Source organism: Ralstonia sp. A12 (assembly GCF_000801955.1).
GTDB lineage: Bacteria > Pseudomonadota > Gammaproteobacteria > Burkholderiales > Burkholderiaceae > Ralstonia.
This window is the reverse complement of record NZ_JSZO01000011.1, coordinates 70,853-94,112: the sequence shown is the minus strand read 5'-3', so window position 1 is coordinate 94,112 and position 23,260 is coordinate 70,853. Positions and strand designations below refer to the sequence as shown.

General features: G+C 62.0%; 22 protein-coding genes. 13 read left to right on the top strand and 9 right to left on the bottom strand.

Annotation, left to right across the window (positions count from 1 at the left end; all coding sequences use genetic code 11):
* Positions 1–30: 30 nt before the first annotated feature.
* The 3 genes from PI87_RS14405 to PI87_RS14395 all read right to left on the bottom strand — a co-directional run bounded on the left by PI87_RS14405 (position 31) and on the right by PI87_RS14395 (position 3,050).
* The gene (locus PI87_RS14405; protein WP_039598399.1) at positions 31–558 is read right to left on the bottom strand and encodes a hypothetical protein; all 528 of its coding nucleotides are present in this window, start codon (positions 556–558) and stop codon (positions 31–33) included.
* A 196-nt stretch (positions 559–754) separates the two neighbouring features.
* On the bottom strand, positions 755–2,167 hold the full coding sequence (locus PI87_RS14400) for a nucleobase:cation symporter-2 family protein (protein ID WP_039598398.1): 1,413 nt from the start codon (positions 2,165–2,167) through the stop codon (positions 755–757).
* Positions 2,168–2,315: 148 nt separating this feature from the next.
* The gene (locus tag PI87_RS14395) at positions 2,316–3,050 is read right to left on the bottom strand and encodes a hypothetical protein (RefSeq protein ID WP_157003144.1); all 735 of its coding nucleotides are present in this window, start codon (positions 3,048–3,050) and stop codon (positions 2,316–2,318) included.
* A 315-nt stretch (positions 3,051–3,365) separates the two neighbouring features.
* Here PI87_RS14395 and PI87_RS14390 point away from each other — a divergent pair, with 315 nt between their 5' ends.
* Positions 3,366–4,448, top strand: a complete 1,083-nt coding sequence (locus tag PI87_RS14390; RefSeq protein WP_039598396.1) for an MBL fold metallo-hydrolase — start codon at positions 3,366–3,368, stop codon at positions 4,446–4,448.
* Positions 4,449–4,484: 36 nt separating this feature from the next.
* Here the strand turns inward: PI87_RS14390 and PI87_RS14385 are convergent, their stop codons facing one another.
* The 4 genes from PI87_RS14385 to flhA are packed head-to-tail and all read right to left on the bottom strand — an operon-like array spanning position 4,485 to position 9,993.
* The gene (locus PI87_RS14385; protein WP_039598395.1) at positions 4,485–5,246 is read right to left on the bottom strand and encodes an RNA polymerase sigma factor FliA; all 762 of its coding nucleotides are present in this window, start codon (positions 5,244–5,246) and stop codon (positions 4,485–4,487) included.
* A gap of 8 nt (positions 5,247–5,254) precedes the next feature.
* The gene (locus tag PI87_RS14380; protein ID WP_039598394.1) at positions 5,255–6,013 is read right to left on the bottom strand and encodes a MinD/ParA family ATP-binding protein; all 759 of its coding nucleotides are present in this window, start codon (positions 6,011–6,013) and stop codon (positions 5,255–5,257) included.
* Between the two features lie 15 nt (positions 6,014–6,028).
* Positions 6,029–7,897, bottom strand: coding sequence for a flagellar biosynthesis protein FlhF (gene flhF / locus PI87_RS14375; protein WP_039598393.1), 1,869 nt, complete (start codon positions 7,895–7,897; stop codon positions 6,029–6,031).
* On the bottom strand, positions 7,894–9,993 hold the full coding sequence (gene flhA / locus PI87_RS14370; protein WP_039598392.1) for a flagellar biosynthesis protein FlhA: 2,100 nt from the start codon (positions 9,991–9,993) through the stop codon (positions 7,894–7,896). Before flhA ends, flhF begins: the two co-directional genes overlap by 4 nt.
* Positions 9,994–11,378: 1,385 nt before the next feature.
* Between flhA and PI87_RS29940 the strand changes: the two genes are divergently transcribed.
* The 8 genes from PI87_RS29940 (at position 11,379) to PI87_RS14335 (ending at position 16,388) form a co-directional block, all read left to right on the top strand.
* Positions 11,379–12,041, top strand: a complete 663-nt coding sequence (locus PI87_RS29940) for an RHS repeat protein (RefSeq protein ID WP_198139562.1) — start codon at positions 11,379–11,381, stop codon at positions 12,039–12,041.
* Between the two features lie 255 nt (positions 12,042–12,296).
* Entirely contained in the window at positions 12,297–13,139 is an 843-nt protein-coding gene (locus PI87_RS28540; protein WP_232313998.1) for a hypothetical protein, read from the top strand.
* Between the two features lie 7 nt (positions 13,140–13,146).
* Complete coding sequence (locus tag PI87_RS29100) at positions 13,147–13,572, top strand: hypothetical protein (protein WP_157003143.1); 426 nt, start codon at positions 13,147–13,149, stop codon at positions 13,570–13,572.
* A 78-nt stretch (positions 13,573–13,650) separates the two neighbouring features.
* Positions 13,651–14,175, top strand: a complete 525-nt coding sequence (locus PI87_RS14355) for a DUF6714 family protein (protein WP_039598390.1) — start codon at positions 13,651–13,653, stop codon at positions 14,173–14,175.
* 446 nt (positions 14,176–14,621) lie between these two features.
* A complete protein-coding gene (locus tag PI87_RS14350) occupies positions 14,622–14,936 on the top strand; it encodes a hypothetical protein (RefSeq protein ID WP_039598389.1) in 315 nt (104 codons plus the stop codon).
* A gap of 45 nt (positions 14,937–14,981) precedes the next feature.
* Entirely contained in the window at positions 14,982–15,392 is a 411-nt protein-coding gene (locus PI87_RS14345) for an LPXTG cell wall anchor domain-containing protein (RefSeq protein WP_039598388.1), read from the top strand.
* Positions 15,393–15,531: 139 nt separating this feature from the next.
* Positions 15,532–15,930, top strand: a complete 399-nt coding sequence (locus PI87_RS14340) for a hypothetical protein (protein WP_039598387.1) — start codon at positions 15,532–15,534, stop codon at positions 15,928–15,930.
* A 17-nt stretch (positions 15,931–15,947) separates the two neighbouring features.
* Positions 15,948–16,388, top strand: a complete 441-nt coding sequence (locus PI87_RS14335; protein WP_039598386.1) for a hypothetical protein — start codon at positions 15,948–15,950, stop codon at positions 16,386–16,388.
* A gap of 188 nt (positions 16,389–16,576) precedes the next feature.
* On the opposite strand, the gene PI87_RS14330 is transcribed toward PI87_RS14335, so the two are convergent.
* Both PI87_RS14330 and flhB read right to left on the bottom strand, forming a co-directional pair.
* Entirely contained in the window at positions 16,577–16,804 is a 228-nt protein-coding gene (locus tag PI87_RS14330; RefSeq protein ID WP_039598385.1) for a hypothetical protein, read from the bottom strand.
* A 287-nt stretch (positions 16,805–17,091) separates the two neighbouring features.
* Entirely contained in the window at positions 17,092–18,258 is a 1,167-nt protein-coding gene (gene flhB / locus PI87_RS14325; RefSeq protein ID WP_039598384.1) for a flagellar biosynthesis protein FlhB, read from the bottom strand.
* Between the two features lie 258 nt (positions 18,259–18,516).
* On the opposite strand from flhB, the gene PI87_RS14320 reads away from it, so the two are divergent.
* The 4 genes from PI87_RS14320 (at position 18,517) to PI87_RS14305 (ending at position 23,172) form a co-directional block, all read left to right on the top strand.
* Complete coding sequence (locus tag PI87_RS14320; protein ID WP_039598383.1) at positions 18,517–19,107, top strand: hypothetical protein; 591 nt, start codon at positions 18,517–18,519, stop codon at positions 19,105–19,107.
* Between the two features lie 58 nt (positions 19,108–19,165).
* Positions 19,166–19,939: a hypothetical protein gene (locus tag PI87_RS14315; protein WP_039598567.1), complete on the top strand. Its 774-nt coding sequence runs from the start codon at positions 19,166–19,168 to the stop codon at positions 19,937–19,939.
* 165 nt (positions 19,940–20,104) lie between these two features.
* Positions 20,105–22,090, top strand: coding sequence for an arylsulfatase (locus tag PI87_RS14310; RefSeq protein ID WP_039598382.1), 1,986 nt, complete (start codon positions 20,105–20,107; stop codon positions 22,088–22,090).
* Positions 22,090–23,172 carry a formylglycine-generating enzyme family protein gene (locus PI87_RS14305; RefSeq protein ID WP_084209963.1) on the top strand — a complete coding sequence of 361 codons (1,083 nt, stop codon included), beginning with the start codon at positions 22,090–22,092 and terminating at the stop codon, positions 23,170–23,172. Before PI87_RS14310 ends, PI87_RS14305 begins: the two co-directional genes overlap by 1 nt.
* Positions 23,173–23,260 lie beyond the last annotated feature (88 nt).

The following is a 23,260-nucleotide window of genomic DNA, read 5'->3' as shown; positions in this document are numbered from 1 at the left end:
AACACCTCGCCTTGCGCGGGGTGTCTCTGCTTAGCCGGCAATGCCCTCTTCGGCAGGCAGGAAGCCGCGGAAGGACACTTCCACCTGCTCCACCATCGACGCCGACGTGGCTTCACGCAGGGCTGCCATCAATGCATCGAACGCGCCTTCCACCGAGGCGCGATCCGTCGCTTCAACCAGCCGCTGGCGAATCGGATGCTCTGCCGAGCTGAACGTGCGTGCGGCGATGTCCATCAGGTACATACGTGCCGCCGCCAGCGAGCGCTTGCGGTTGGCCGCTGCGGGCTTGTGCGCCTCGGGCTGCGGCTCAACCTGAACGAAGACCGGCTCGCCAGCGGTGTCCGCCGCGCTCTGGATGAAGCCTGCCTGTACCAGATCGAACACGGCCTGCGCTTGCAGACCAAGCTGGCCCGCACGCACAGCAAGATCCTCGCCCGTGACCTGGCCATCCACCATGATCAGCAGCGCGCGGCTTGAGCGGCTGAGCGCGCCGTTGCGCGTGGCGATTTCACGGCGCCCCGCGTCTGTTTTTTCAAATCGTGCAGCTAGCCCTTGCATGGTTCCCCCCGCTTTTTCTCTTCCTCCCCGAAGATTGGGTACAACCTAAGGCGCTTAATTTGCAGAACCGTGAAACAAAGGCCCGCTGCGCAAAGTCACCACATAGCAAACGCTTGCGCTCAGATTGGTGTCGCCAAAGCAAAACACCCCGCCTGAAGCGGGGTGTTTGCGGTGAGCCGAATGTTCTAGGGCAGCTTCAATGCGCTGCGGCGGCACCATGCATGACTTCATGCGAACCGCGGATACCGTTGAACCACGCGTTGAGCACCACCGCCACCAGCGTGCCCAGTACGATGCCGCTGTGGGTGATCGGGCGCATCCAGTCCGGGAAGTGGTGGAAGAAGGCCGGCGCCAGCGTCGGCACCATGCCAAAGCCCACCGACACGGCAATGATCAGCAGGTTGTGGCGCTGCTGCTGGAAATCCACCATGCCCAGCATGCGGATACCAGCCGCAGCCACCATGCCGAACATCACGAGGCCCGCGCCGCCCAGCACGTACTGCGGCACCGAGGCCACCACGTACGACAGCTTCGGAAACAGCCCCAGCACGATCAGCAGCACACCACCGGCGGCCGCCACGTAGCGCGAACGCACCCCCGTGATCGATACCAGCCCGATGTTCTGCGAGAACGACGTATGCGGGAACGTGTTGAACACACCGGCCACGACCGTCGCCAGACCATCAGCGCGCAGGCCGTTGGTCAGCTCGTTGCGCGAGATGGGCTTGCCCACCACGTGCGACAGCGCGAGGAACATACCGGTCGATTCCACCAGCGTGATCACGATCACGATGCACATCGAAATGATGGCCGACAGCTCGAACTTGGGCATGCCGAAGTGGAACGGCGTCACCAGCGTCATCAGCGGCGCGGCGCTCGCATCGGCCAGCGACACCTTGCCGAAAGCTGCTGCCACCAGCGTCCCCGCCACGATGCCCAGCAGCACAGCGATATTGCACAGCAGCGCGTTACCGAACTTGGTCAGCAGCAGAATCGTCACCAGCACCAGTGCGGCAATGGCCAGACCGAACGGATCGCCAAAGGCCGGGTTCGGCACCATGTGCGTGACGCCGTTCACTACCTGCGGAATCATCTGCTGGCCACCGGCGGCCCAGTTGATGCCCACGCTCAGCAGCGAAAAGCCGATCAGCATGATGACCGTGCCCGTCACCACGCGCGGGAACAGGCCCAGCAGCCGGCCCATCAGCGGTGCAACGGCAATGCCGAACACACCTGACACGATGGACGCCCCGAAAATGCCGGGCAGTCCCATGCCGGGCTCCACGCCAATGGCGATCATCGGCGCCACGGCGGCAAAGGTCACCCCCATCATCACCGGCAGCCGGATCCCGAAGAACAGGAAGCCGAGCGATTGGATGAGTGTGCCGATACCGGCGGCAAACAGGTCGCAATTGACCAGATACGAGAGATCGCTCTTCGACAGGCCGAGCGCATTGCCGACAATCAGCGGCACCGCAATCGCACCGGCATACATCACCAACAGGTGTTGCAGGCCAAGCGCAAACAGGCGCGGCAGCGGCAGGCGTTCGTTGACGGGATCGACGCAGGTCGAGGATGACGGCGAGGGTTGGCCGGGGGATTGGCGCATGTCTTGTCTCCTGAAGCCGCCCCCGTGTACGTGCCGGAGGCGTGCCTGGTGTGCATCGGGCAGAACAGGCATCAGGCGCTGTCTGCCGACATTTGCGTGACGTGATGTCACACATTTGCCGGCATCTTGGATCGCAGCCCGGACTATGTCAACAATTCACACCGTCTTTTGTGTACATATTTTGCGTTCTGAAATGCGTGTGCGCTTCGAACATCGCCACGCCCTGGTAGATCACCCCGGGATCGAGCCGCACGCGGTACAGGATGACGCATCGCAGCATGCCGTTTTCTGCCACCACGGGCGTGAGATCGTAGGTACTGCCCCCAAACGGGCTGCCACCGTGGTTGGTGGTGCCAATGTCGGGCTGATAGTGCCGGATCGGCAGATTCACACGGCTTCCGTTGGCGAGCACCTCCAGACTGCCAATCAGGCGCAGGGTGCCGTCCTTCCAGATCATGTCCAGCGTGCCGCGCACGCAGCCAACTGGGCCGCGTCCAGCGACAACGGTAGGCACCGTGAACACACCACGGCACCCGAGCACCGTCTGCTGACGCAAGGTCAAGTCGGCCTGATCGATCACGGCGTAGTGGTAGTCCCCCGCATCGTCGCCAACCTGCTTTGTCTGGCTGCCGATACGAGCCATGCCGCGCGCCCAGCGCCCGTGCATGTAACCGCGGTGGTGGTAGAGATCGGCCAGCTCGGCGGTGTCGCCGATCAGCCGGTAGTCGTTGATGCCGACGATGGCGCCGGAGGGTAGCTGCGCCAGCCATACGGCGCTGCCGCTGACCTGCCGCGCCCCGTTGCCCAGCATGAAGCGGGGCGGCGCGTTACGATAAACAGGTGATGTTTCTATGAGAAAGGTGGCAAACCGGGCATCGGCCAACAGAGCAGTCTGTCTGCTCGCCTCCGGTTCCTGACAACCTGTCAAATTGCAGGCGGTCCCCTTTTTTTATGCGCGTCATGCGCGTCTGTAACGTCGGTTTGCCCAGCCAAGTGGTGAGGTAAATCCATTGTGGTCCTTGAGGAAGGTTTGACTGCCGCGACTCCGTAGCGGAATGTGCTGCGCAGCGCGCCTCGGCGAGGCGGTTTCAGCCTAGGCAGCGTCTGACCCAAAGTGCAAAAAACAACACAACTTGATACTTCTTGATATTCAAGTGGGTTCCCTCAACTGCAGAACTCGTCCATCCCCCGCGATGCCATGAAGAACCCTCACTACGATCCGGCCAAGCCTCACCACACGCCGGACGGCTTCCGCAACCGCTACCCCCATCCGCGCCCCGGCGGCGATTTCTGGAAATGGCAACGCGAGCGCCGCAAGGCTGGGCTCCCCAAGCCGCCCACGCAAGACCTCTCCTGCATTGCCCCCAACCTGAACGCGGTACACCAGCCGCCCAACGTGCCGCAGCTCACCTGGATCGGGCACGAGACGCTGCTGCTGCAGATTGACGGGCTGAACGTGCTGACCGACCCGGTGTTCTCCGAGCGTGCCTCGCCATTGCCGTTTGCCGGCCCGCGCCGGCACCAGCCACCGGGCCTGTCGCTCAAGCAGCTGCCGCATATCGACCTGGTACTGATCTCGCACAACCACTACGACCACCTGGATAAAGCCAGCGTGCGCGCGCTGATGCGCCAGCCGGGCGGCGCACCCATGTTCTTTGTGCCACTGGGGATCGACCACTGGTTCGCGCGCAACGTACGCGGCACGCGCTTGCGCGGAGACAACCCCAACGTGCGCGCATTCGACTGGGACGATGAGGCCAGCTTCGGCCCCTTCACCGCCCACTTCTGCGCCGTGCAGCATTGGTCCGCACGCGGCCTATACGACCGCAACCAGACGCTGTGGGGGAGCTGGGCGCTGCTGCATCCACGCCTGCGCTTCTGGTTCTCGGGCGATCTGGGGTATTCGCAAGACACGCGCGACATCGGCACGCGCTTCGGCCACTTTGATGTGGCGGCAATTGCCGTGGGCGCCTACGAGCCGCGCTGGTTCATGAAGGCCCAGCACATCGACCCGACCGAGGCGGTGCAGGTCATGCAGGACATCGGCGCACGGCAATCGGTGGGCATCCATTGGGGCACGTTCGCGCTGACGGACGAACCGCTGGACCAGCCCATCGCAGACTTGGCCCACGCACTGAAGACCGCCAACGTGCCCGCCGAGCGCTTCGCCCTCTTCAAGCACGGCGAGACCCGTGTGTGGGATGCGGCAGCACAGCGCCTTGTCGCCGAGTTGCCCAAAGAAAAAGCGCGGCCGCGAGATGACTCGCTGGCCGCGCAGTAAAGATTCTGGCAGGTACCGCTCGGGACTACGCCGGCATCAGGTCGGTGTCGGCAGCCATGCACGATCGCGCAGACGGGCGCGAATGCGGGCGATAGCCTGGCTGTGGATCTGGCACACACGCGATTCCGACACGCCCATCACGGCGCCGATCTCGCGCAGGTTCAGATCCTGCTCGTAGTAGAGGCTCATCATGAGCTTTTCGCGCTCGGGCAGACCTTCGATGGCGGCCACCACCGATTCACGCAGGTCGTGGTCCAGCAACTGGTCCAGCGGCGTGGAATCGTTCTCAGCAGCGCGGTTCTCGATGAAAGCGTCGGCGTCTTCGCGGTCGAAATCTTCGTAGTACAGGAGCTGGCTGCCTTGCAGGTCGACCAGTTGCTTCTGGTAGTCGGCCAGCGACATGCCCAGTGCGGCGGCAATCTCGGTTTCGGTGGGCGCGCGGCCCTTCTGCTGCTGCAGCTTCTGGATCGCCTGCTCGATCGTGCGAGCGTTGCGGCGCAGGCCGCGCGGCAGCCAGTCGGAGCCACGCAGTTCATCGAGGATCGCGCCGCGGATACGCTGGGCAGCGTAGAACTCGAACTGCACGCCCTGCGTTTCTTCATAGCGCGACAGCGCATCGAGCAAGCCCATCATGCCGGCCTGGATCAGATCGTCGAGTTCGACGCTGGCCGGCAGCTTCACCATCATCTGGTTGGCAATGCGGCGCACCAGCGGTGCGTACGTCGCCATCTCGTCGGACTTGGTCTTGCGACCGGTTGCGGTGTACATATCCATGCCTGCCTTTGGCGCTTCGTTCATGGTGCGCCTCAATAAACCATCTCGGCCGCGCGCGCGGTGGCGCGGGGCGTCGGGATCGGCGTTGTTTGTTCCGACTCATGTACCGCTGTCTGAGTCGATGCTTGCGCCGATACCATCGCTGCGTCGTCAGCAGCCTGGGCCTCGGCGCTGGCCCAGCTCAGCATCTCTTCGGCAAGCTGGCGGAAGGCCATGGCCGAAGGCGATGCGGGAAACGCGCTCGCCACGGGCTTGCCGAGCGAGAGCGCCAGTTCTACGTGCCGGTCTTCCGGCAGATAGCCAGCGAAATCGATGCGGGTGTTCAGGTACTGCCCCACCGTGTTGGCCAGATTGCCGAACACGCGCACCGCAGAGTCGACCGAATGCGCACCGCAGACCACGGTGCGAATGCCTGCGCCACCTTGCAACCCAGCGGTTTTCTTGAGCAGCGTGTACGCGCTCTTGATACCTTCCGGGCCATCGGAGAACACCAGCAGCACGTCGTCGCAGGATTCGGCCACCGTGCCCAGCGCACGGCTGCCGAAATGCGCGGCCACCAGGGTGACGTCGGCGCTGTCGTCGTGCTGCTCAAGCATGCCGGCCACCGCCAGCATGGTCTGGGCACTCACCACGGCAGCGTCGCGACCCATGGCCGACAACGCAATGCGCAGGTTGTCGACAAAGTCGTCGATCTGCTCTTCTGCACCGATCACCAGCACGCGGCGGCTTGCCACCTGGCCGAGCATGCGACGCAGCCCGGCGGCTTGGTCCTTGGCGAATGGGGTCGTCATGGTCGCCCCTCTTTGTTATGCGAAATCGAAAGCGGCCAAGCCCGGTTCGCGGCTGCGTGCGGCGCCTTGCGCCACCAGCAGCGATTCATCTGAATCCAGCGCGAACGACGATTGCTCGGCACTTGCACGGAAGCTGCGGTGAATCAGCAGCTTCTTGTTCGGTACTGCAATGTCCTCCGGCACACGCTGGCCGTACGACACGTAGTGCAGCGGCAGGCGGCGGCGAATCATCACGTCCATCGCGTGGCCCACCGAGGCGGCCTCGTCGATCTTGGTCAGGATGCAGCCGGCCAGGTTGGCGTCACGGTAGGCGCCGACCACTTCATCGAGCGTCTTGCCGTTGCTTGCAGCATTGAGCAGCAGCAGGCGTTTGATGGACGGGCCCACGGCGTGCAGCATCGCCATTTGTTCGGACACGGCGCGGTCACGCTGGCTCATGCCGATGGTGTCGATCAGCACAACGTGCTTCTCACGCAGATCGTTGAGCGCCAGGCTCAGGTCTTGCGCGTCTTTCACGGCGTGCACCGAGACGCCCAGGATCTTGCCGTAGATGCGCAGTTGTTCGTGGCCGCCGATCCGGTAGCTGTCGGTCGAGAGCAGTGCCACGCGCGAGGCGCCGTGACGCAGCACGAAGCGTGCAGCCAGCTTGGCGGTGGTCGTGGTCTTGCCCACGCCGGTCGGGCCCATCAGGGCAAACACGCCGCCCTGGTCGAGCAGGCTGTTTTCATCCGACACCGTGGTCAGGTTCTTTTCAATGGCGCGCTGCACGAAGTCCAGCGCCCCCTCATACGTGTCGTGCTGGGGCATGTTCTCCAGCACGTAGCGCGTGAGCTGCGCCGAGAAACCCGCGTTCAGCATGGTCTGGAACAGGCGCGTGCGCACCGGGTCGCCCAGCTTCACGCCCAGCGAGGCCAGGCTCGACATGGCGTCGTTCAGCGTGCTCTTGAGCACGTCGATCTCGCTGACCATGCGGCGAGTCATGGCATCGGTTTCGGCCTTAATGTCTGCCTTGATGGCCGAGCGCTGCAGGCTGCTGTCTTCGCGCTGCGTGTCTTGCTGGGCATCAGGTTTAGCCATCGAATCCTCCATGCGGACGAAGATGTCGGCCGGCTTGGCGGTCTCAACTTGCGGTTGCGGGCGGGCAGCCTGCTGCTCAGCACGTGCTGCGCGGGCCTGGGCTTCGACACGCTCAGCAAACGAGCGCAGCGTGGTCGGCTGATCATCCTGCTCGCGGCGTGCGGCCGGGCGCTTGATCTGTTCGACCGGTTCGTCTTCCGGCACCACGGTGCGGCGGGCGATGAACTGGGCGGTGCTGGCCAGCGTCTGGGCGGCCGTCTCGGCAATATCAGCGTTGGCGCGATCCAGCGACAGGCCAGCCAGCATGCGGGTAGAGGCCACCAGCGGGTCCACACCCAGCAACTCTTCCGATGCGCCGAGCACCACATCGTCATCCACACGCGCCTGCAGCTTGCGGCCGGCCGTCGGTGTGGCCGAAGCGTCGTCCTGTGCCGGAGCCTGGGCTGCGGCAACACGGCGTGCGGCGGTAAAGCGGTTGCGCAGGCGGGCCAGTGCGTTGGGTGTAGCCGAGGCTTCAACCGGGGTCGAAACCTGCGCTTGCGGCTCGGCAGGTGCCTGGGCGGCAACCTCGGCCACCGGTGCAGGCTCGGGAATCGGGGCTGGCATGCTTGGGCGGCGTTGCGCAGCCTTGGGCGCGGTCGAGTGGGTATCGACCAGCGCATCCAGGTGCGTATCGGAGGCGGCGATGACCTCGATGCCGCCGGGCACGGCGCGGTTCGAGAGGATCAGCGCGTCGTCGCCCAACTGGTCGCGCACTTTACGCAACACGTCGCGCGACGTCAGTCCGGTGAATCGATGCATTTTCATGCGCGGCCTCCAAGCATGGCGACAACCTTAATCGTTCGGTGATCTGGAATTTCAGCGTGTGACAGCACGCGCAGGCTGGGTGCGGCACGCTTGAACAAGCGGGCCAGCATGGGGCGCAGCGCGGGCGGCACGAGCAGGACGCCCGTCTGGCCCATCTGTTCGTATTGGCGCGACGAATCCGCGGCCGCTTGCATGAGCGAGTCAGCCAGTTGCGGTTCAATCGGGGCGGCCGAGCCACCATGAGCGCCAACGATGCTTTGCAGCAAGATGTTCTCCAGATTCGGGTCGAGCGTGACGACCTGCATTTCGTTCTTGGTCGGGAACAGGTGCTGGGCAATCGCCCGGCCCAGCGCGATCCGCACGGCGGCGGTGAGTTCGGCGGGGTCTTGCGTCCTGCCTCCGTGCTCCGCCAGCGTCTCGACGATGGTGCGGATGTCGCGGATATGCAGGCCTTCGTCCAGCAGGTTCTGCAGCACCTTCTGCACGGTCGCGACGGGCAACAGCTTGGGCACGACGTCTTCGACCAGCTTCGGTGCTTCCTTGGCCAAATGATCGAGCAACTGCTGCACTTCCAAACGGCCGAGAAGCTCGGTGCTATGGGTGTAAATCAACTGATTGACGTGCGTGGCGATGACCGTGCTGCAATCGACCACGGTATAACCCTCGGCCTGCGCGCGATCGCGCACATCGGCGGTGATCCACATGGCCGGCAGGCCGAAGGTCGGGTCCACGGTAGGCGTGCCGGGCAGTTGCGTGCCCAGGCGCCCGTCTTGACCGCCCGGGTTGATGGCCAGGAACTTGCCCTGCTGCACCTCGCCCTGCCCGATTTCCACGCCCTTGAGCGTGATGCGGTACGACGACGGGCCCAGCTCCAGGTTGTCGCGAATGTGCACAACCGGCGCCAGGAAGCCCATGTCCTGCGTGAATTTCTTGCGGATGCCCTTGATGCGGCGCAGCAGCTCGCCATCCTGGCTCTTGTCGACCAGCGGGATCAGGCGGTAACCGATCTCCAAGCCCAGCACGTCGACCCACGACACGTCGTCCCAGCTTGCCTCGGGCGTGTCGACGGGGGCGATGGCCTGCAACACCGGTTCCGGCTCGGGAATCGCGCGCTGCTTCTTCAGATACCAGCCCAGATAGCCCAGACCGCCGCCAAACAGAATGAATGGGATGTGCGGCATGCCCGGCACCAGACCCAGCAGGCCGAGCACGCCGGCGGTGGTCATCAGCACCATCGGCATGGCAAACAGCTCGCTCGACAGTTGCTGGCCGACGTCCTTGTCGGTCGACACCCGGCTGACCATGATGCCGGCTGCGGTGGAGATCACCAGCGCCGGAATCTGCGCGACCAGGCCGTCACCGATGGTCAGCAGCGTGTAGTTGGTAGCGGCGTGGCCGATGTCCATGTTGTGCTGGAGCACGCCCACAGCCAGCCCGCCGATGATGTTGATCAGCAGAATGGCGATACCCGCCACCGAATCCCCGCGCACAAACTTGCTGGCACCGTCCATGGAACCGAAGAATTCGGCTTCCTGGGCGATGGTCGTGCGGCGCTTGCGGGCTTCGTCTTCACGGATCAGGCCGGCGTTCAGGTCGGCGTCGATCGCCATCTGCTTGCCGGGCATGGCATCCAGCGTGAAGCGTGCACTGACCTCGGCGATCCGGCCTGCGCCCTTGCTGATCACCATGAAGTTGATGATGACCAGGATGACGAACAGCACGATGCCGACGGTGTAGTTGCCGCCCACCAGGAAGTGGCCGAAGGCCTCAATCACCTTGCCGGCGGCGTCGGGGCCGGTGTGGCCTTCCATCAGCACCACGCGGGTGGAAGCCACGTTGAGCGACAGCCGCATCAGCGTGGTGATCAGCAGGATGCTGGGGAACGACGAGAAATCCAGCGGCCGCAGCGTGTGCATGCTGATCAGCAGCACGATGATCGACAGCGCGATGTTGAACGTGAACAGCAAGTCCAGGATGAACGGCGGCAGCGGCAGCACCATCATCGCCAGGATCAGGATGATGAGCACCGGGCCGGCGGCGGAGCGATAGTCGCCCTGACGCAGGAAGCTGGAGACTCGGAGCAGTGCGGCGTTCATCTGGAGAGGCGGGCAGCGGGGGGCTTTTTGATGGATGCCATCTTGCCGGGGAAGCCGCCAAATCGAAGAAGCGAGAAAGCCGCCCAAAAGGCGGCTTTTCTTTGAAATACCCTCCCAACGGGGGGTGTGGAAGCTGTGATGCGCGCCGCCGGGTCTCCATGAGACATGACGCTTACGCCTCGCTTGGAGCTTGGCTGGGTTGAACCGCACCAGCCCACGCTAGCCGACCGAGTTCGCGGTGATGCCAACATCATCGGTGTGGCGCCCCCCTCGCCAACCTCTAAATGTACTGAGTGTACTGAGCGAGACAGTTGCTGCGGGGATACGAAAACTGTCGATGTCACCGGCAACATGCCCTCGTCGTCTCGCACACACTGCCGAAGCACGTGGTGTCAGCCCCCCCCCCCCTTGCATTGCTCGATGGAAGTATTTCTGAATTCAGATTGAAGAAAATCTGACTTGCCGAAGGCAAGAGCCGTCCAGAGAGTCACGTCTCCGACAAAAGAAATAAGGCAGGGGATGGGATGCAGCAATTTGTGAAGAAGTGGCTTTGGCCCACAGTGTCGAGCTTGGTCCAGGCATCGAGCGGGCTGGGGGCAAAGGTACTTGGCTGCAGACGGCATTCTGGTAACCGCAGCACGTTGGGCCACCGTCCCCATCACCGCGCGCGTATCTCGGTCGGTGTCCGCCTGGGTCGTGTGCTACTGGTGGCAATGCTTGCAAGTGGCCTGAGTACGGTTTCTAACGCTCAGTCCGCAGGGGAGTTGTGGAATGTCGATGCTGGCGACTTCGCTTCGCCTGACGCCGCGTGTGCGGATTGGGCGAATCGCAACGGTGTTGCTTATGGGGGGGCGTCTTTTTGGAGCGCGTGGGCCTACAAGTGCAATAGCCCTAATGGCGGTCAGATTGCGACAGCGGGGCGTTGGCCTAGATGTGCAAGTGGGTACACCTTTCAGCCGGATGGGGCATGTGTAGTATCGCGCCCGCCGGTGCAAGCCTGCGCAATCAGCCATCCCGTTATCCCGGGCACCGGTACCAAGATTGTGACTGAATCAGACGGCGGCAGCACGGATCTACCGGTAACGCGTTCGTATCGTTCTTTCAGTGTATTTGGATCAAGTGGGGGCGCTGGCCAATGGCTATTCAATTGGCAGCGCCGGCTTGACACAAGTCTTCTTCCCTATGTGCAGGCAGAAATTTCCGCACTCCGAAACGATGGCTCGATCCTGGTTTTTCAGAAGACCGGGACGCGTTGGGGCGCAACCGGTACGCAAGACACGTTGCAGCCGCTGACGGACGCCAATGGCAAAGTGACCGGCTGGCAATATGGGGGGACAAACACTGGTGCGGTCGAGAGTTACGACGCAAGCGGAAGATTGCTATCCGTGCGCGAACGGAATGGCCGTACGACGACGCTCACCTACAACGCTAAGGCCCAACTTACCCAAGTCACGGCTCCGAGCGGACGCAGCCTGACCCTGGCCTATGACACGCAAAACCGCGTGTCCAGCATCACTGCGCCAGACGGCGCTGTGACGAAGTACTCGTATAACGCAACCAGCATGTTGTCCTCGGTCACCTGGCCGGACAACACCGTGCGGCAGTATGTGTATGAAGACTCGCGTTTCCCGACTGCTCTGACGGGCGTGATCGACGAAGCTGGTGTGCGATATGCCACCTATGCCTATGACGATCAGGGGCGGGCTATTACAAGTGAGTTGACGGGTGGCACGGATCGGTATCAGTTCCAGTACCAAGCGAATAACCAGACGATCGTCACGCAGCCGTCAGGCACGACCAGCACGTACAACTTCCTCAAGCAGAACGGTGTGCTGTTGCCTACGGGGGTGTCGGCGCCCTGCCCGACTTGCGGTAGTACTGCGCAAAGTACCAGCTACGACGCCAACAACAACCCGACGAGTAAGACGGGTTATGACGGTTCCACAACGGCGTATAGCTATGACGCCCTTGGCCGTGAGACCCAGCGGGTAGTCGGGGCTGGGACTGCGGATGCGAAGACCACTACAACGGAGTGGGATGCGCAGTAATGGCTGGTCACTCGTGTCGCTGCGCCGTATCAGATTGAAGCGTTTTCCTACGATGCGAATGGGAATCTGCTTTCGCATTCGGTGACGCCGACTGGTGATGCCAACGGTAGCCAGGGTTTTGGGGCTGCGGCTTCTGGGCCCCTCCAGCGCACAGACTGGACCTACGACGATAGCGGACACGTTCTAACTGCAGCAGAGCGGACAGATCAAGTTGTCACCGGTACATGGACGCTCACTTATGATGCTCAGGGCAATTTGCTGACGTTGACCAATCCGGAGGGTAAGACTGGGCGGATCACGCAGTACGACAGCGCGGGGCGTGTGCGGGAGGCTATCGATGTGAATGGCATCACTATCAAGCTCAGCTACAACGTGCGCGGGTGGTTAACCACCTACGATCTAGGCGGGCAGCAAATCCGATACGAATACGATGTGGTTGGGCAGCGCACCGCCATGCTCGGGCCTCAAGATTTGGCAATGCGATGGGTCTACGATTCTGCGCATCGCCTAACTGAGATTCTGGCTAATTTGACTGTGTCTGAAAGCAGTGTTCAAACCGGTGTGGTCTCATCATTGGCCGTGCCCCAAGGTAAGCTAGAAACTGCGCCTCCAACGAGCCTGCAGACCGTCCACGACACTGCAGTGCGTGCTTGGAATGCCGTGCTGAACTGGATCAAACAATGGTTGTCCGCAATCATCCAGTCCGCCCACGCGCAAGTCCCTCCCGTAGGGGGCGATGCGATGTCCAGCATTTACCAACTATCTCCGCCCATTTCGAGTGGTTCACCAAGCGGCAATCGATCCGCGTACCCTGAGGATCTGGTTGACCAAAACTCTCGTGATCATGTTCGGCCCGACCTTCGTTCGAGAGCGAGAAGACAACTAGAGCGGATCGGAAGCGCCAGCGGAGGCGCAGTATGTCGTGGTGGTGATACAACTCGTGAAGCGTGTAAACAAGATTGTGTGACCCAACATGAAGATGATGTGAAGAACTGCAGTATCGCTCATATCTTTTGGGGAAAACCTGGGTATAAAGAGTGTGTGGACCGAGCAGGCGAATATCTTCGTCAGTGCATGATGCAATGTGATGGGAAATAGAGTTGATATGAAAGTACCTCATTTGGAAATTTACCTGAGCCAAGAAGGTGATCTTTGCATTGCAAGAGCCAAAGGACCGGATATTCCATTTCAGTTGATCGTGAGCGTTCCTCCAGATGAACTGAAGGCTTATGAGCCCTCTGATGCCGCATATCGAGTCGGTGGTAGTGTCCTCAATCTGCTTCAGTCGTGGCACGGGCCGCTATTCGGAGATGGAGAGGTGCCGGTGGTGCAAGGCAGCCGGCAAGATGATTCGCTCTTCATTGGCGCGCTCAGGCTAGTCGACTTGGCTCTCACAGCAAAGACCGCCACGCACAATACGTCCATTGAGGCCTTGTTGCAGGAAGCCGCAAAGGAAAGCGAAGACGCCCGCAAGTATCTTGATGAAGCTTGGCCGCTGCTGCGAGATCGGCTTACTGGGCTGGATGGCTAGCAGGATAGGTGAAAGTCACCAAGCGCCAACTCGTAGCTGCACGGCGCTCGCTTGCACGCTGGACGATGAGATCAGCAAATGGACAAGGGCAAACTGGAAGAATCCATCGCTAACGCTTTCGTGAATGTCAAGACGCCTCCGGATTGGGCCCTCGTGCGTAGCCGTGAAGGCTCCGAACCTGCAGAGATAGAGGCAATATTCCGTGGCGTGAAAGATTGGAGGAACCTGCACGTATTCAAGATGGATCAGGACGCGGTCTTGTCGTTCCTTTCGGATGAAGCTTTCCGGTACTACATACAAGCTTTCATGCTGTACGACATCAGAGGGGAGATTCATTACAACGATGTGGTGTTCCACCTAGTCCATGGCCTTGAGGGACACGGGGCATCGAAAAGAATCAATCCTCGTAGATATGGGGATCGGACAGGCTGGGATAGTGCTATTTATCGGCATTCCGTATTTTCGAAAGCGCAGGCTGGCGCAATTGTTGAGTACCTTAAATTCAAGCTTGAGGCTGAGGGACCGGATGGATTTGATGCTCTGTCGATTCAGCAGGCACTAGCCAACTACTGGCTTGAACGGGCGGAATCATCGGTTGAGTGAGCGTGGACACCCGCCGGACTGCTCCCAGGAGTAGTCCAAACAGAGTCCACCTCAAATTTGGATCTGGCGCACGTGGCTGGCTATGGAAGAAAAGAAACCGGTAGACGATGAAATTGCAGAAAATTGCATCTTTTCAATTATAAACAACGCCCCCTTTGAAATAATAAATATCTCCTACTAAATACAAAACGATTTCAACTTTGTTCTTATCTCCGTGGTAACGGATGGGGTAAGCAATTTTTCACCCCTAGACAGAAAAAGAATCGCAAATTTAGTGGATAACATAGTCCCAAAGAGAAACGGAGAATATTCTTGGATGGTGAATTTTATTTTTAATGGGTCGATTTTTGATAGTTATTTTGGCGGCGACTTGATGTCGCCTGATTCTGGCTTGTAAAGAGAGGCATGGCTTTGTTGACTCTTGGAGCGCAAGCGCCTCTCTGACCATGCAAATTGATATCGATTTCAGCATCTTCGACTCTCCAGTCACCGCGCATGGAAACGTAACGGGAAGCGTTGACGTCCAATCGCCCCCCAGCGTTGGGGAGGTCGTAGATCTGTATGTTGGTGGACAGCACCTGAAACCCCTCGACGGCTTTTCTGGAAAGCTGAAAATCATCTCCGTGGCTCAAGTGGACGATTCAGGTGATCTGATTTACGGCCTGGAAGATGTCGTAGTTGCATCGCGCGGAGAAGCGCAAGAATTGGTAAAGCGGCTTGAGGCTAAGCTCGGCTTGTTCTGTGTAGATTACGACCGGTAGCGAACCGCCTGCTTGCAGGGCTACAGTCTCTCGATGAGCACGTTCATGAACATATATCTGATCGCTGGTTTCGCACTTGCAATCGGCGGCGGAGCAGCATGGCTCCGTCGTAAGCGCCGCCAGGTAAGCCTGCAGGCCCTCTCTGAGCGGCAATCGCTCAGCGATGCTGAAATCTACAAACAGTTCTACGCTGGCGGCAATTTTGACGTGGCGGAAGTTCGTGCTGCGTGGAACGAGATTGTAGAGACGCTGCGAGTGCCAGCCTACAAGCTGCGTCCGACAGACAAGTTCGGAACCGACACTGGAGTATCGTTAATCACGAGCGAAGAACTGGACACGCTGGCTGAATTGGCAGCAAAACGTGCAGCGCGTCAGGGCAAGGAAGTCGACATCTCTGCTCTCGCAACGGTAGATGATTACGTGAAGGCATTTGCGACAAGTAGCGCGCACAGTTAGACGCGCCTATCGAGCTGCCCTGAAGATCAGGCTCTCATCCACGAGTACACAGCTCACGCTAGCATCAAATTATCAACCAACACCAATGATTCGCTGGGCAATTCAAGATTGCCCCTAAGCAGAGTTCTATTCAGGGAAAATGAAAAACATCCTCCACTTCCTTTTAAAGTCCATCGCATTCTCGGTGATCTTCTGCGTAATCCTCGGCGCAACTACGGGCATCCTATACAACATGAGCAAAAGCGCAACGGACCGAGAAGACGCGCAAGCGCAAGCCGACCGCGCTGTTGCCCGCCAGAAACAACAAGAGAAGACGGCCAAGCAAGACGCTCAGTATGAGAAAGAAGTTGCTAAATGGAACGAAAATCAAAAACGCGCTGATGAGCAGATGAGTCGCAGCGATGCCCAGATGGAGAGAATGGAGGCATTCCTGAAGCGAGACGAGGCTTGGCTCACACAGAAAGAAGTCAACGTTAAGAAAGAAGCCGCAATTCTGGCGGAGCAGGAGCGTCGGCTCGGTTTGGCCAAGGGGAAGTGAGAGCCCCTGCACGGACGATGAAAAACCACATCCGCTTTCAATTCGATGATGACGGCGATGGCACGGGCGCTCTACAAGTTGAATTCCATGCGGACGGCTTTGCTGGGCGAGGTCATGGATATTTCGATACGGAGCGCTTGATACGCCAGCTTGACGCATTTTCCGCGTACCCATTGTCTGCGGGAAATCCACCTGAGATAACGTCTGGATTCCTGAACTCACTCGGTGAGATGGAGGACGAGCACTTCCATTTTTCCGTTTTCCCCGTCGACGCGACAGGCCACTTGGTCGCTTCGATTCGTGTCGTCAGCCCCTACAGCGTTGCAAGTGACACGCTTCGCCATTCCGCTTCAGTGAAATTGCGTACGACATACGCAGGCATCGAACGGTTGGTCGCAGACATGCAAGCGATGCTTCGTGGTGAACTTTCCGAGGTATTGCTGGAAGCGGACGGGTAGACATACCTACTGGTGTCTTTCTAAGAGTCATGAACCCCACCGACGAGCGCGCTCTCGTCCAGGCATATATCGACCGCTACAGCCGTGGCCCTCTCCCGACGAGGGCCGCTTCGGGGTCTATGAGCATTTCAGGATCTACGTGATCGAGATCCTGAAACACTCCGATCGTTGATCCTCAGTAAGGCGGCTCACACCACCCCATCCGACACCAGCATCGCGTCATACGCCCCATCCGCGTGCTCTTTGCACATCCAGAGATACTCCGCTTGCCGGTTCGCTTCCAGCCGGTGGAAATGCTCGAACCCGTTGGCGTGCAACATATCGAGCAACGTACGCAGCTTGGACAGACGATCGAACAGCGCGGCGTGTGCTTCCAGCCGCTGAGGGGCGAATGTATCGGGGGTTGGGTGGGTCATCGGGTCTCCTGTTATTGACTGGAGCCGCACCACGCCCTTTGAGAAAAGGGGGTGGGCGAGCACAGGTTGGTTGGAACACCGAAGTTAGCGATCGGCACGGCCGAAGCCGTCCAAGCCTGGCTCGCCCTTTGAAGACGAAGCCAAGCCATAGCAGTTGAGGACAAGCGCCTAATGCCCGGCACTTGCCCGCTAACTCGAGGGTTCCACGCCTCGACCACTTTCTCTATGGCACCGAAAGCAGTGCCGCAGAGTGTAATGACCCGCACTTCATCAAAGCAAGGGCGCAACTATAAATCAGAATTTGCCTCATCCTCGGGGCCAGGTTGTGGCCCCGGGTCCATATCCGCCGGCACCGGCAGATCGGTTGGGCGCTTGGGCGCGCGGCCACCGACCTGATGCAGGCGACGCAACTGATAGACGTAAGCCAGCACTTCCGCCACGGCAGCGTAAAGCGCTTCCGGAATCTGGTGACCGATCTCGGTATGGCGATACAGCGCACGCGCCAGCGGCGGCGCTTCCAGAATGGGAATCTTGTGCTCGGTGCCCAGCTCGCGGATCTTGGCGGCCACTAGGTCGGCACCCTTGGCCAGTACGCGCGGTGCGCCGCCCTCCTTTTCGGAATAGCGCAGCGCCACCGCGTAGTGCGTCGGGTTGGTGACGATCACATCGGCCTTGGGCACGTCGGCCATCATGCGGCGCTGGGCGGCCTGGCGTTGCATGGCGCGGATGCGGCCCTTGAGGTGCGGATCCCCTTCAGACTCGCGGTGCTCCTTGCGCACCTCTTCCTTGGTCATGCGGTGCTTGCGGGCGTATTGCCACAGCGCCAGCGGCACATCCACGGCGGCCACCAGCAGCATCACCGCGGCCATGCAGAGGAAGGCCACACCGGCTACGTGCATGACGTCGCCCATGGCGGCGCGCAGGTCCTGCTGGGGCAGCTCCATGAACTCCCCCCGGTAGTGCACGATCAGCCCCCAGCCGACGCCGCCCACCAGCGCCAGCTTGAGCAGCAGCCGGGGCAGCTCCAGCAGCCCTTCCACCGAAAACATGCGTGTCAGGCCCTGCAGCTTGAACAGGCGTGAGATGTCCGGCTCCAGCGGCTTGAACGAGATCGCCCCGCGCGTCATCGCCAGCGGCGTGAGCGCGGCCAGGATCAGCATGAGGACCAGCCCGCCCAGCACCGTGGCCAGCGGCGTGAACTGCGCGCCGATGTAGGTCCACTGGTCCTGTGCCCGGGTGTAGTCGTAGCGGTGGAATTCCAGGCAGCGCGCCAGAAACGACGACGCGGCCCGCACGATCGAATCGCCCATCACCCACAGCCCGCCGGCACTGACGGCCAGCAGGGCGAACGAACCCAGTTCCCGTGATTTGGGAACGTCGCCTTCTTCGCGCGCCTGCTCGAGGCGCCTCGGAGAGGCGGGTTCGGTTTTTTCAAGATCGCTGTCGTCGGACATGCCGGGCGTGCGAGAGGTGGATGACTGGACGCTCGCATTATTCCGGCACCGCGCGTGCTCTAAAGCGTGGAGAAAACCGCCTCTGGCCGGCTTTTTCCATGAAATGGCCGCCCGCCACCGCGCAAACCTCCAAACATCTGTTTGGTAACACTGGCCTAACCAAACCGCCTGCCCAGGCCGCTACCATGCGCCGCAGTCACATGCACTGCGGTGCATACGGTACGTCGGGCAGTCCAACCTCGTCATGCAGGAGGGGATATGCGGTGGCAGGTCAAGGCCGGGGCGATCCTGGCGGCGGCAGTCTTGTTGTTTGCGGGGGTACGGCTGTTTTCGGCCGATGCCGCCGATGCCCCACCGGCCGATCCGCCAAAGCAGGCCGCCGCGGCCACGCCACCCTCGCCCGCCCCAACACCCGCCAGCGTACAGCCACCCCAGGCTGCGCCCGCCTACAAGCCACCGCCGCCGCCCGAGCGCCCGCTGCCGCCCCGCTTTACCGACTACCTGGCCCGCGAATATCCCAACTCCGCCGCCACACGCCAGGCTCTCACGCAAATCGCCTACGGCTGGAGCGAGGCCGTCAACGACGTGCGCGGCCCGCAAGACGCCAAGCTGGCCGGCAATGACATCGCCCGGGGCATCGCCTGCGCGCTGGGCCCGGGCGTGCTGGCCAGGACCGGCGTTGACCAGCAGACGATGCTCGACCGCATCAAGGCCGCGCGTGCCGTCATGCTGGATAGCGAGAGCGACACCACAGCCTATCTGCGCTTCCAGTCGCTGGCCGGCGGCCAGTACTTTGACGACCCCGGCGCCGCCTCGTGCAGCTTCGATCCGGCCACGCTGCCGAACTGAGTTTCCCGCCTGACTTCACCCACGCCACCAAGGAGACTGCTGCATGAAGATGATGAAGATGAAGAGACTTGCCACCATCGTGCTCGCCGGTTCGCTGCTCGCCGCGCCACTCAGTGCCCTCTCGGCTGCCCCCGGGTCTGCCATCGTGTTCGTCAACGGCATCAACAATACGTTTGACGATGCGGTTGCCAGCCTGCAGGTGCTGAAGACCCAGCTCAACGCGCGCGACAAGAACAACACCTACATCTACGGCAACGCCTACAACGCCACGCAGGGTGCCCTGAGCGACATCTACCAGGTGTTCAAGCAGAAGAGCGTGGAGGGCTCGAGCCCGGCCGACTTCTGGCGCGCCATCGACGGCAACAGCCTGCCCGCCAGCGGCATGAACGCAGCGCTGCAGCAGAAGTACATCGACATTCTCACGAAGAACGACATTCCCGAGCTGCCGGACCACCTGAACCAGTACCGCAACTATCTGAAGGCGCAGCGCAAGGTCGTGCTGGTCGGCCACTCGCAGGGCACGCTCTACACCAACTTCGAGATCAACCTGCTGGTAACGGGGCCGGACAAGGCGCAAGGCAAGATCAGCGCGGTCAACGTGGGGAACGCGGCGCGCTATCAACTGCCGGGGTCGACCTACCTGACGTCGCACTCCGATACGGTGATCGGCGCGTTGAGCCTGGTGCAGACGGTGCTGCCCGCCAACTACTCGCTCGGCTGGCACCCGCTGTCTGACGTGCTGGGCCACTCGTTCGCGAAGATCTATATGAACACGAGCTACAGCGCGGCGGGGCAGATCCTGCAGCAAGTCTCACAGCAAGCACGCAACTGAACGCAGGACTGAGCGAACGTGCGGTTCGCAATGGAACCGCACGCCCGCGATGCAGCGATATGACGCCTCCCGCGTCATATCGACCTGCGGAAAACTTCGTGGCCTTATGCGGGGCGCGTCCATAGCATGACCCGTTCTTCGTCAAACCAGAACGGACCAACCGTCATGTCACCCGATCGAGCCATCTCCCCTGCCGTACCCCTGCGCCAACGTGCGCTTGCTGCGTTGCTTGTGACCGCCGTTGCCACACTCACCGCGTGCGGCAGCGATTCACCGCCCGCTACATCGTCGGCCAGCGCCACCGACAGCAGCACACCCACGCAGCCCACCACTCCGGCCCGCAAGCCCAACATCCTCTACATCATGGCCGATGACCTCGGCTATTCCGACATCCACGCCATGGGTGGAGAGATCGACACGCCCAACCTCGATGCGCTCGTGCAGTCGGGCCGGCTGCTGACCAACCACCACGCAGGCACCGTCTGCGCCATCACGCGCGCGATGCTCATCTCGGGCACCGATCACCACCTCGTGGGCGAAGGCACCATGGGTGCGCCCAACGACGAGCGCGCCGGCCTGCCGGGCTACGAGGGCTATCTGAACGACCGCTCGCTCTCCGTCGCGCAACTGCTCAAGGACGGTGGCTATCACACCTACATGGCCGGCAAGTGGCACCTGGGCAATGGCATTCCGGGCAGCGCCGCCAACCTGGGCAAGACGCCCGACCAGTGGGGCTTCGAACGCTCGTATGCGTTGCTGCCGGGCGCTGCCGCCAACCACTTCGGGCACGAGAACGCCAACGCGAAAAACTACACGGAAGACGGCGCCTACGTGCAGCCCGGTCAGCCTGGGCAACCGGGCGGCGCAGGCGGCAGCCCGGCGGTGTTCTATTCGACCGATTTCTACACGCAGAAGCTGATCAGCTACATCGATTCGCACAAGGGCGACGGCAAGCCGTTCTTCGCCTATGCGGCCTACACCTCGCCGCACTGGCCGCTGCAGGTGCCTGACCCGTGGCTGCACAAGTACGCCGGCCGCTATGACGCGGGCTACGACACCATCCGCAACGCACGCATCGCACGGCAGAAGGCACTGGGCATCATCCCGGCCGACTTCACGCCGTTTGCCGGCTTGCCCGGCACCACCACGCGCTCGCCCGCCTCGCCCAACAACGGCACGGCCAACGCGCGCTACATCAACGCCAACCACGGCCCCGCACAGGGCTACACCGACTACGGCCCCGGCTACGTCAACAAGAAGTGGAGCGACCTCACGCCACTGGAGCGCAAGGCCCAGGCGCGCTACATGGAGATCTACGCCGGCATGGTCGAGAACCTCGACTACAACATCGGCCTGCTGATCCAGCACCTGAAAGACATTGGCGAGTACGACAACACCTTCATCATGTTCCAGTCGGACAACGGCGCTGAAGGCTGGCCGATCGACTCGGGCGCAGACCCGAAGGCCACCGATGAAGCCAACGCCACCGACCCGGTCTACTCCAAGCTCGGCACGGACAACGGCCTGTCCGCCGCACAGCGTCTGCAATACGGCCTGCGCTGGGCCGAGGTGAGCGCCACGCCGTTCAACCTGGTCAAGGGCCATGCGGCTGAAGGCGGCGTCTCGGTGCCGGCCATCGTGCGTCTGCCGGGCCAGACCCAGGCGCTGCCGCCCATCACGCGCTTCACGCACGTGACGGACAACACCGCCACCTTCCTGGCCGTGGCCGGCATTGCAACGCCCAGCACACCCGCGCAACCGGCCGTGGATGGCAACGGTGTCGACCAGAACAAGGGCAAGGTGCAGTACGGCAGCCGTGCAGTGTATCCGGTGACGGGCGTGTCGCTGCTGGCGTCGATCAAGCAATCTGCGGATGCGGGCCCGATCCACACGCAGCCCTTCGGTGACGAGTCCTACGGCCGCGCCTACCTGCGCAGCGCCGATGGCCGCTGGAAGGCGCTGTGGACCGAACCGCCGCTGGGCGTTGCCGACGGTCACTGGCAGCTCTTCGACATCTCGAAGGACCGCGGTGAGACCACCGATGTGTCTGCCCAGTACCCCGACGTGGCGGCCACGCTGTACCGGCAATGGCAGGACTACATGCGCAGCGTTGGCGGTGTGGAGCCGCTGCGCCCGCGTGGGTTCTATTGATGGGCGCCGCCGACCATCAGCGCGTGCGCTGGGTGCTGGCGGGCACGGCACTGGCAGCGGCCGGTGCTGTGCTGCTGCACCCGGCTGGCGGCAACATGGCGGCCCGTGCAGCCAACGTGGTTAGCGCGCACACGGCACCACGCCTGCCGCTGGGCACGGCCGACGCCTGCGGCCGCTACGCCGGCCTGCCGCCGGGCTGGCGCCAAGACACGCGGGCCGGCATGGTGCACGTGAGCAGCGGCAGCTTCACCTTTGGCACCACGCTCGGCTATCCGGACGAACGCCCTGCCCAGGGCACCGGCAAGACACGCGTGGGCGGTTTCTGGATCGACCAGACGGAAGTCACCAACGCGCAGTTCGCCGCCTTCGTGGCCGCCACCGGCTACGTGACAGATGCCGAGCGCCAGGGCGGCGCAGTAGTCTTTCACGTGCCGGACACAGCGGAGTTGCAGGCGCGCCCGTACGCATGGTGGCGCTGGGTGAAAGGCGCGGACTGGCGACACCCGACTGGGCCCGACAGCAAGCCCGTCAACGTCGACAACCAGCCTGTGACGCGCGTCACCCAGGCCGATGCGTTGGCTTACGCGCACTGGCTCGGCCATGACCTGCCGACCGAAGCGGAATGGGAATACGCCGGCAAGGCCGGACAGGACGGTGACGACCTGGAGAAAGCCCCGCGCGATGGCAACGGCAAACCCGGCGCCAACTACTGGCAAGGCATCTTCCCCGTGCTCGACACGGCGGAGGATGGCCGCGCCGGCATTGGCCCGGTCGGCTGCTATGCGGCCAACGGCTTCGCGCTGTACGACATGATCGGCAACGTGTGGGAATGGACGCGCGACGCGTACACCGGCCCGCACCAGTCGCACGCAAACGGCGACACGCGCGCCGTGGCCGCGCTGGACCAGCCGCAACTGTTCGGGCGGAACGGCAGCCAGCCGAATCGGCCGACGGTGATCAAGGGGGGCTCGTTCCTGTGCTCGCCGGATTTCTGCGTGCGGTATCGGGCTTCGGCACGTGAGGCGCAGGAGGCTGACCTGCCGGCCGCGCACATCGGGTTCCGGACGATCCTGCGCGACTGAAACGCGGCCCCGGAAATGAAAACGCCCGCCAAACTGGCGGGCGCGGCAGCAAACGGGGAGCGTTGACAGCCGATTCAGAGCCTGTTCA

Coding starts and splice junctions, on each gene's coding strand:
- PI87_RS14315 (WP_039598567.1), top strand. CDS start 19,166: ATGAAGAGACTTGCCACCATCGTGCTCGCCGGTTCGCTGCTCGCCGCG.
- PI87_RS14385 (WP_039598395.1), bottom strand. CDS start 5,246: ATGAACGAAGCGCCAAAGGCAGGCATGGATATGTACACCGCAACCGGT.
- PI87_RS14350 (WP_039598389.1), top strand. CDS start 14,622: ATGCAAATTGATATCGATTTCAGCATCTTCGACTCTCCAGTCACCGCG.
- flhB (WP_039598384.1), bottom strand. CDS start 18,258: ATGTCCGACGACAGCGATCTTGAAAAAACCGAACCCGCCTCTCCGAGG.
- PI87_RS14390 (WP_039598396.1), top strand. CDS start 3,366: ATGAAGAACCCTCACTACGATCCGGCCAAGCCTCACCACACGCCGGAC.
- PI87_RS14340 (WP_039598387.1), top strand. CDS start 15,532: ATGAAAAACATCCTCCACTTCCTTTTAAAGTCCATCGCATTCTCGGTG.
- flhF (WP_039598393.1), bottom strand. CDS start 7,897: ATGAAAATGCATCGATTCACCGGACTGACGTCGCGCGACGTGTTGCGT.
- PI87_RS14355 (WP_039598390.1), top strand. CDS start 13,651: ATGGACAAGGGCAAACTGGAAGAATCCATCGCTAACGCTTTCGTGAAT.
- PI87_RS14335 (WP_039598386.1), top strand. CDS start 15,948: ATGAAAAACCACATCCGCTTTCAATTCGATGATGACGGCGATGGCACG.
- PI87_RS14305 (WP_084209963.1), top strand. CDS start 22,090: ATGGGCGCCGCCGACCATCAGCGCGTGCGCTGGGTGCTGGCGGGCACG.
- PI87_RS14320 (WP_039598383.1), top strand. CDS start 18,517: ATGCGGTGGCAGGTCAAGGCCGGGGCGATCCTGGCGGCGGCAGTCTTG.
- PI87_RS14310 (WP_039598382.1), top strand. CDS start 20,105: ATGTCACCCGATCGAGCCATCTCCCCTGCCGTACCCCTGCGCCAACGT.
- PI87_RS14345 (WP_039598388.1), top strand. CDS start 14,982: ATGAACATATATCTGATCGCTGGTTTCGCACTTGCAATCGGCGGCGGA.
- PI87_RS14405 (WP_039598399.1), bottom strand. CDS start 558: ATGCAAGGGCTAGCTGCACGATTTGAAAAAACAGACGCGGGGCGCCGT.
- PI87_RS14380 (WP_039598394.1), bottom strand. CDS start 6,013: ATGACGACCCCATTCGCCAAGGACCAAGCCGCCGGGCTGCGTCGCATG.
- flhA (WP_039598392.1), bottom strand. CDS start 9,993: ATGAACGCCGCACTGCTCCGAGTCTCCAGCTTCCTGCGTCAGGGCGAC.
- PI87_RS29100 (WP_157003143.1), top strand. CDS start 13,147: ATGAAAGTACCTCATTTGGAAATTTACCTGAGCCAAGAAGGTGATCTT.
- PI87_RS14400 (WP_039598398.1), bottom strand. CDS start 2,167: ATGCGCCAATCCCCCGGCCAACCCTCGCCGTCATCCTCGACCTGCGTC.
- PI87_RS14330 (WP_039598385.1), bottom strand. CDS start 16,804: ATGACCCACCCAACCCCCGATACATTCGCCCCTCAGCGGCTGGAAGCA.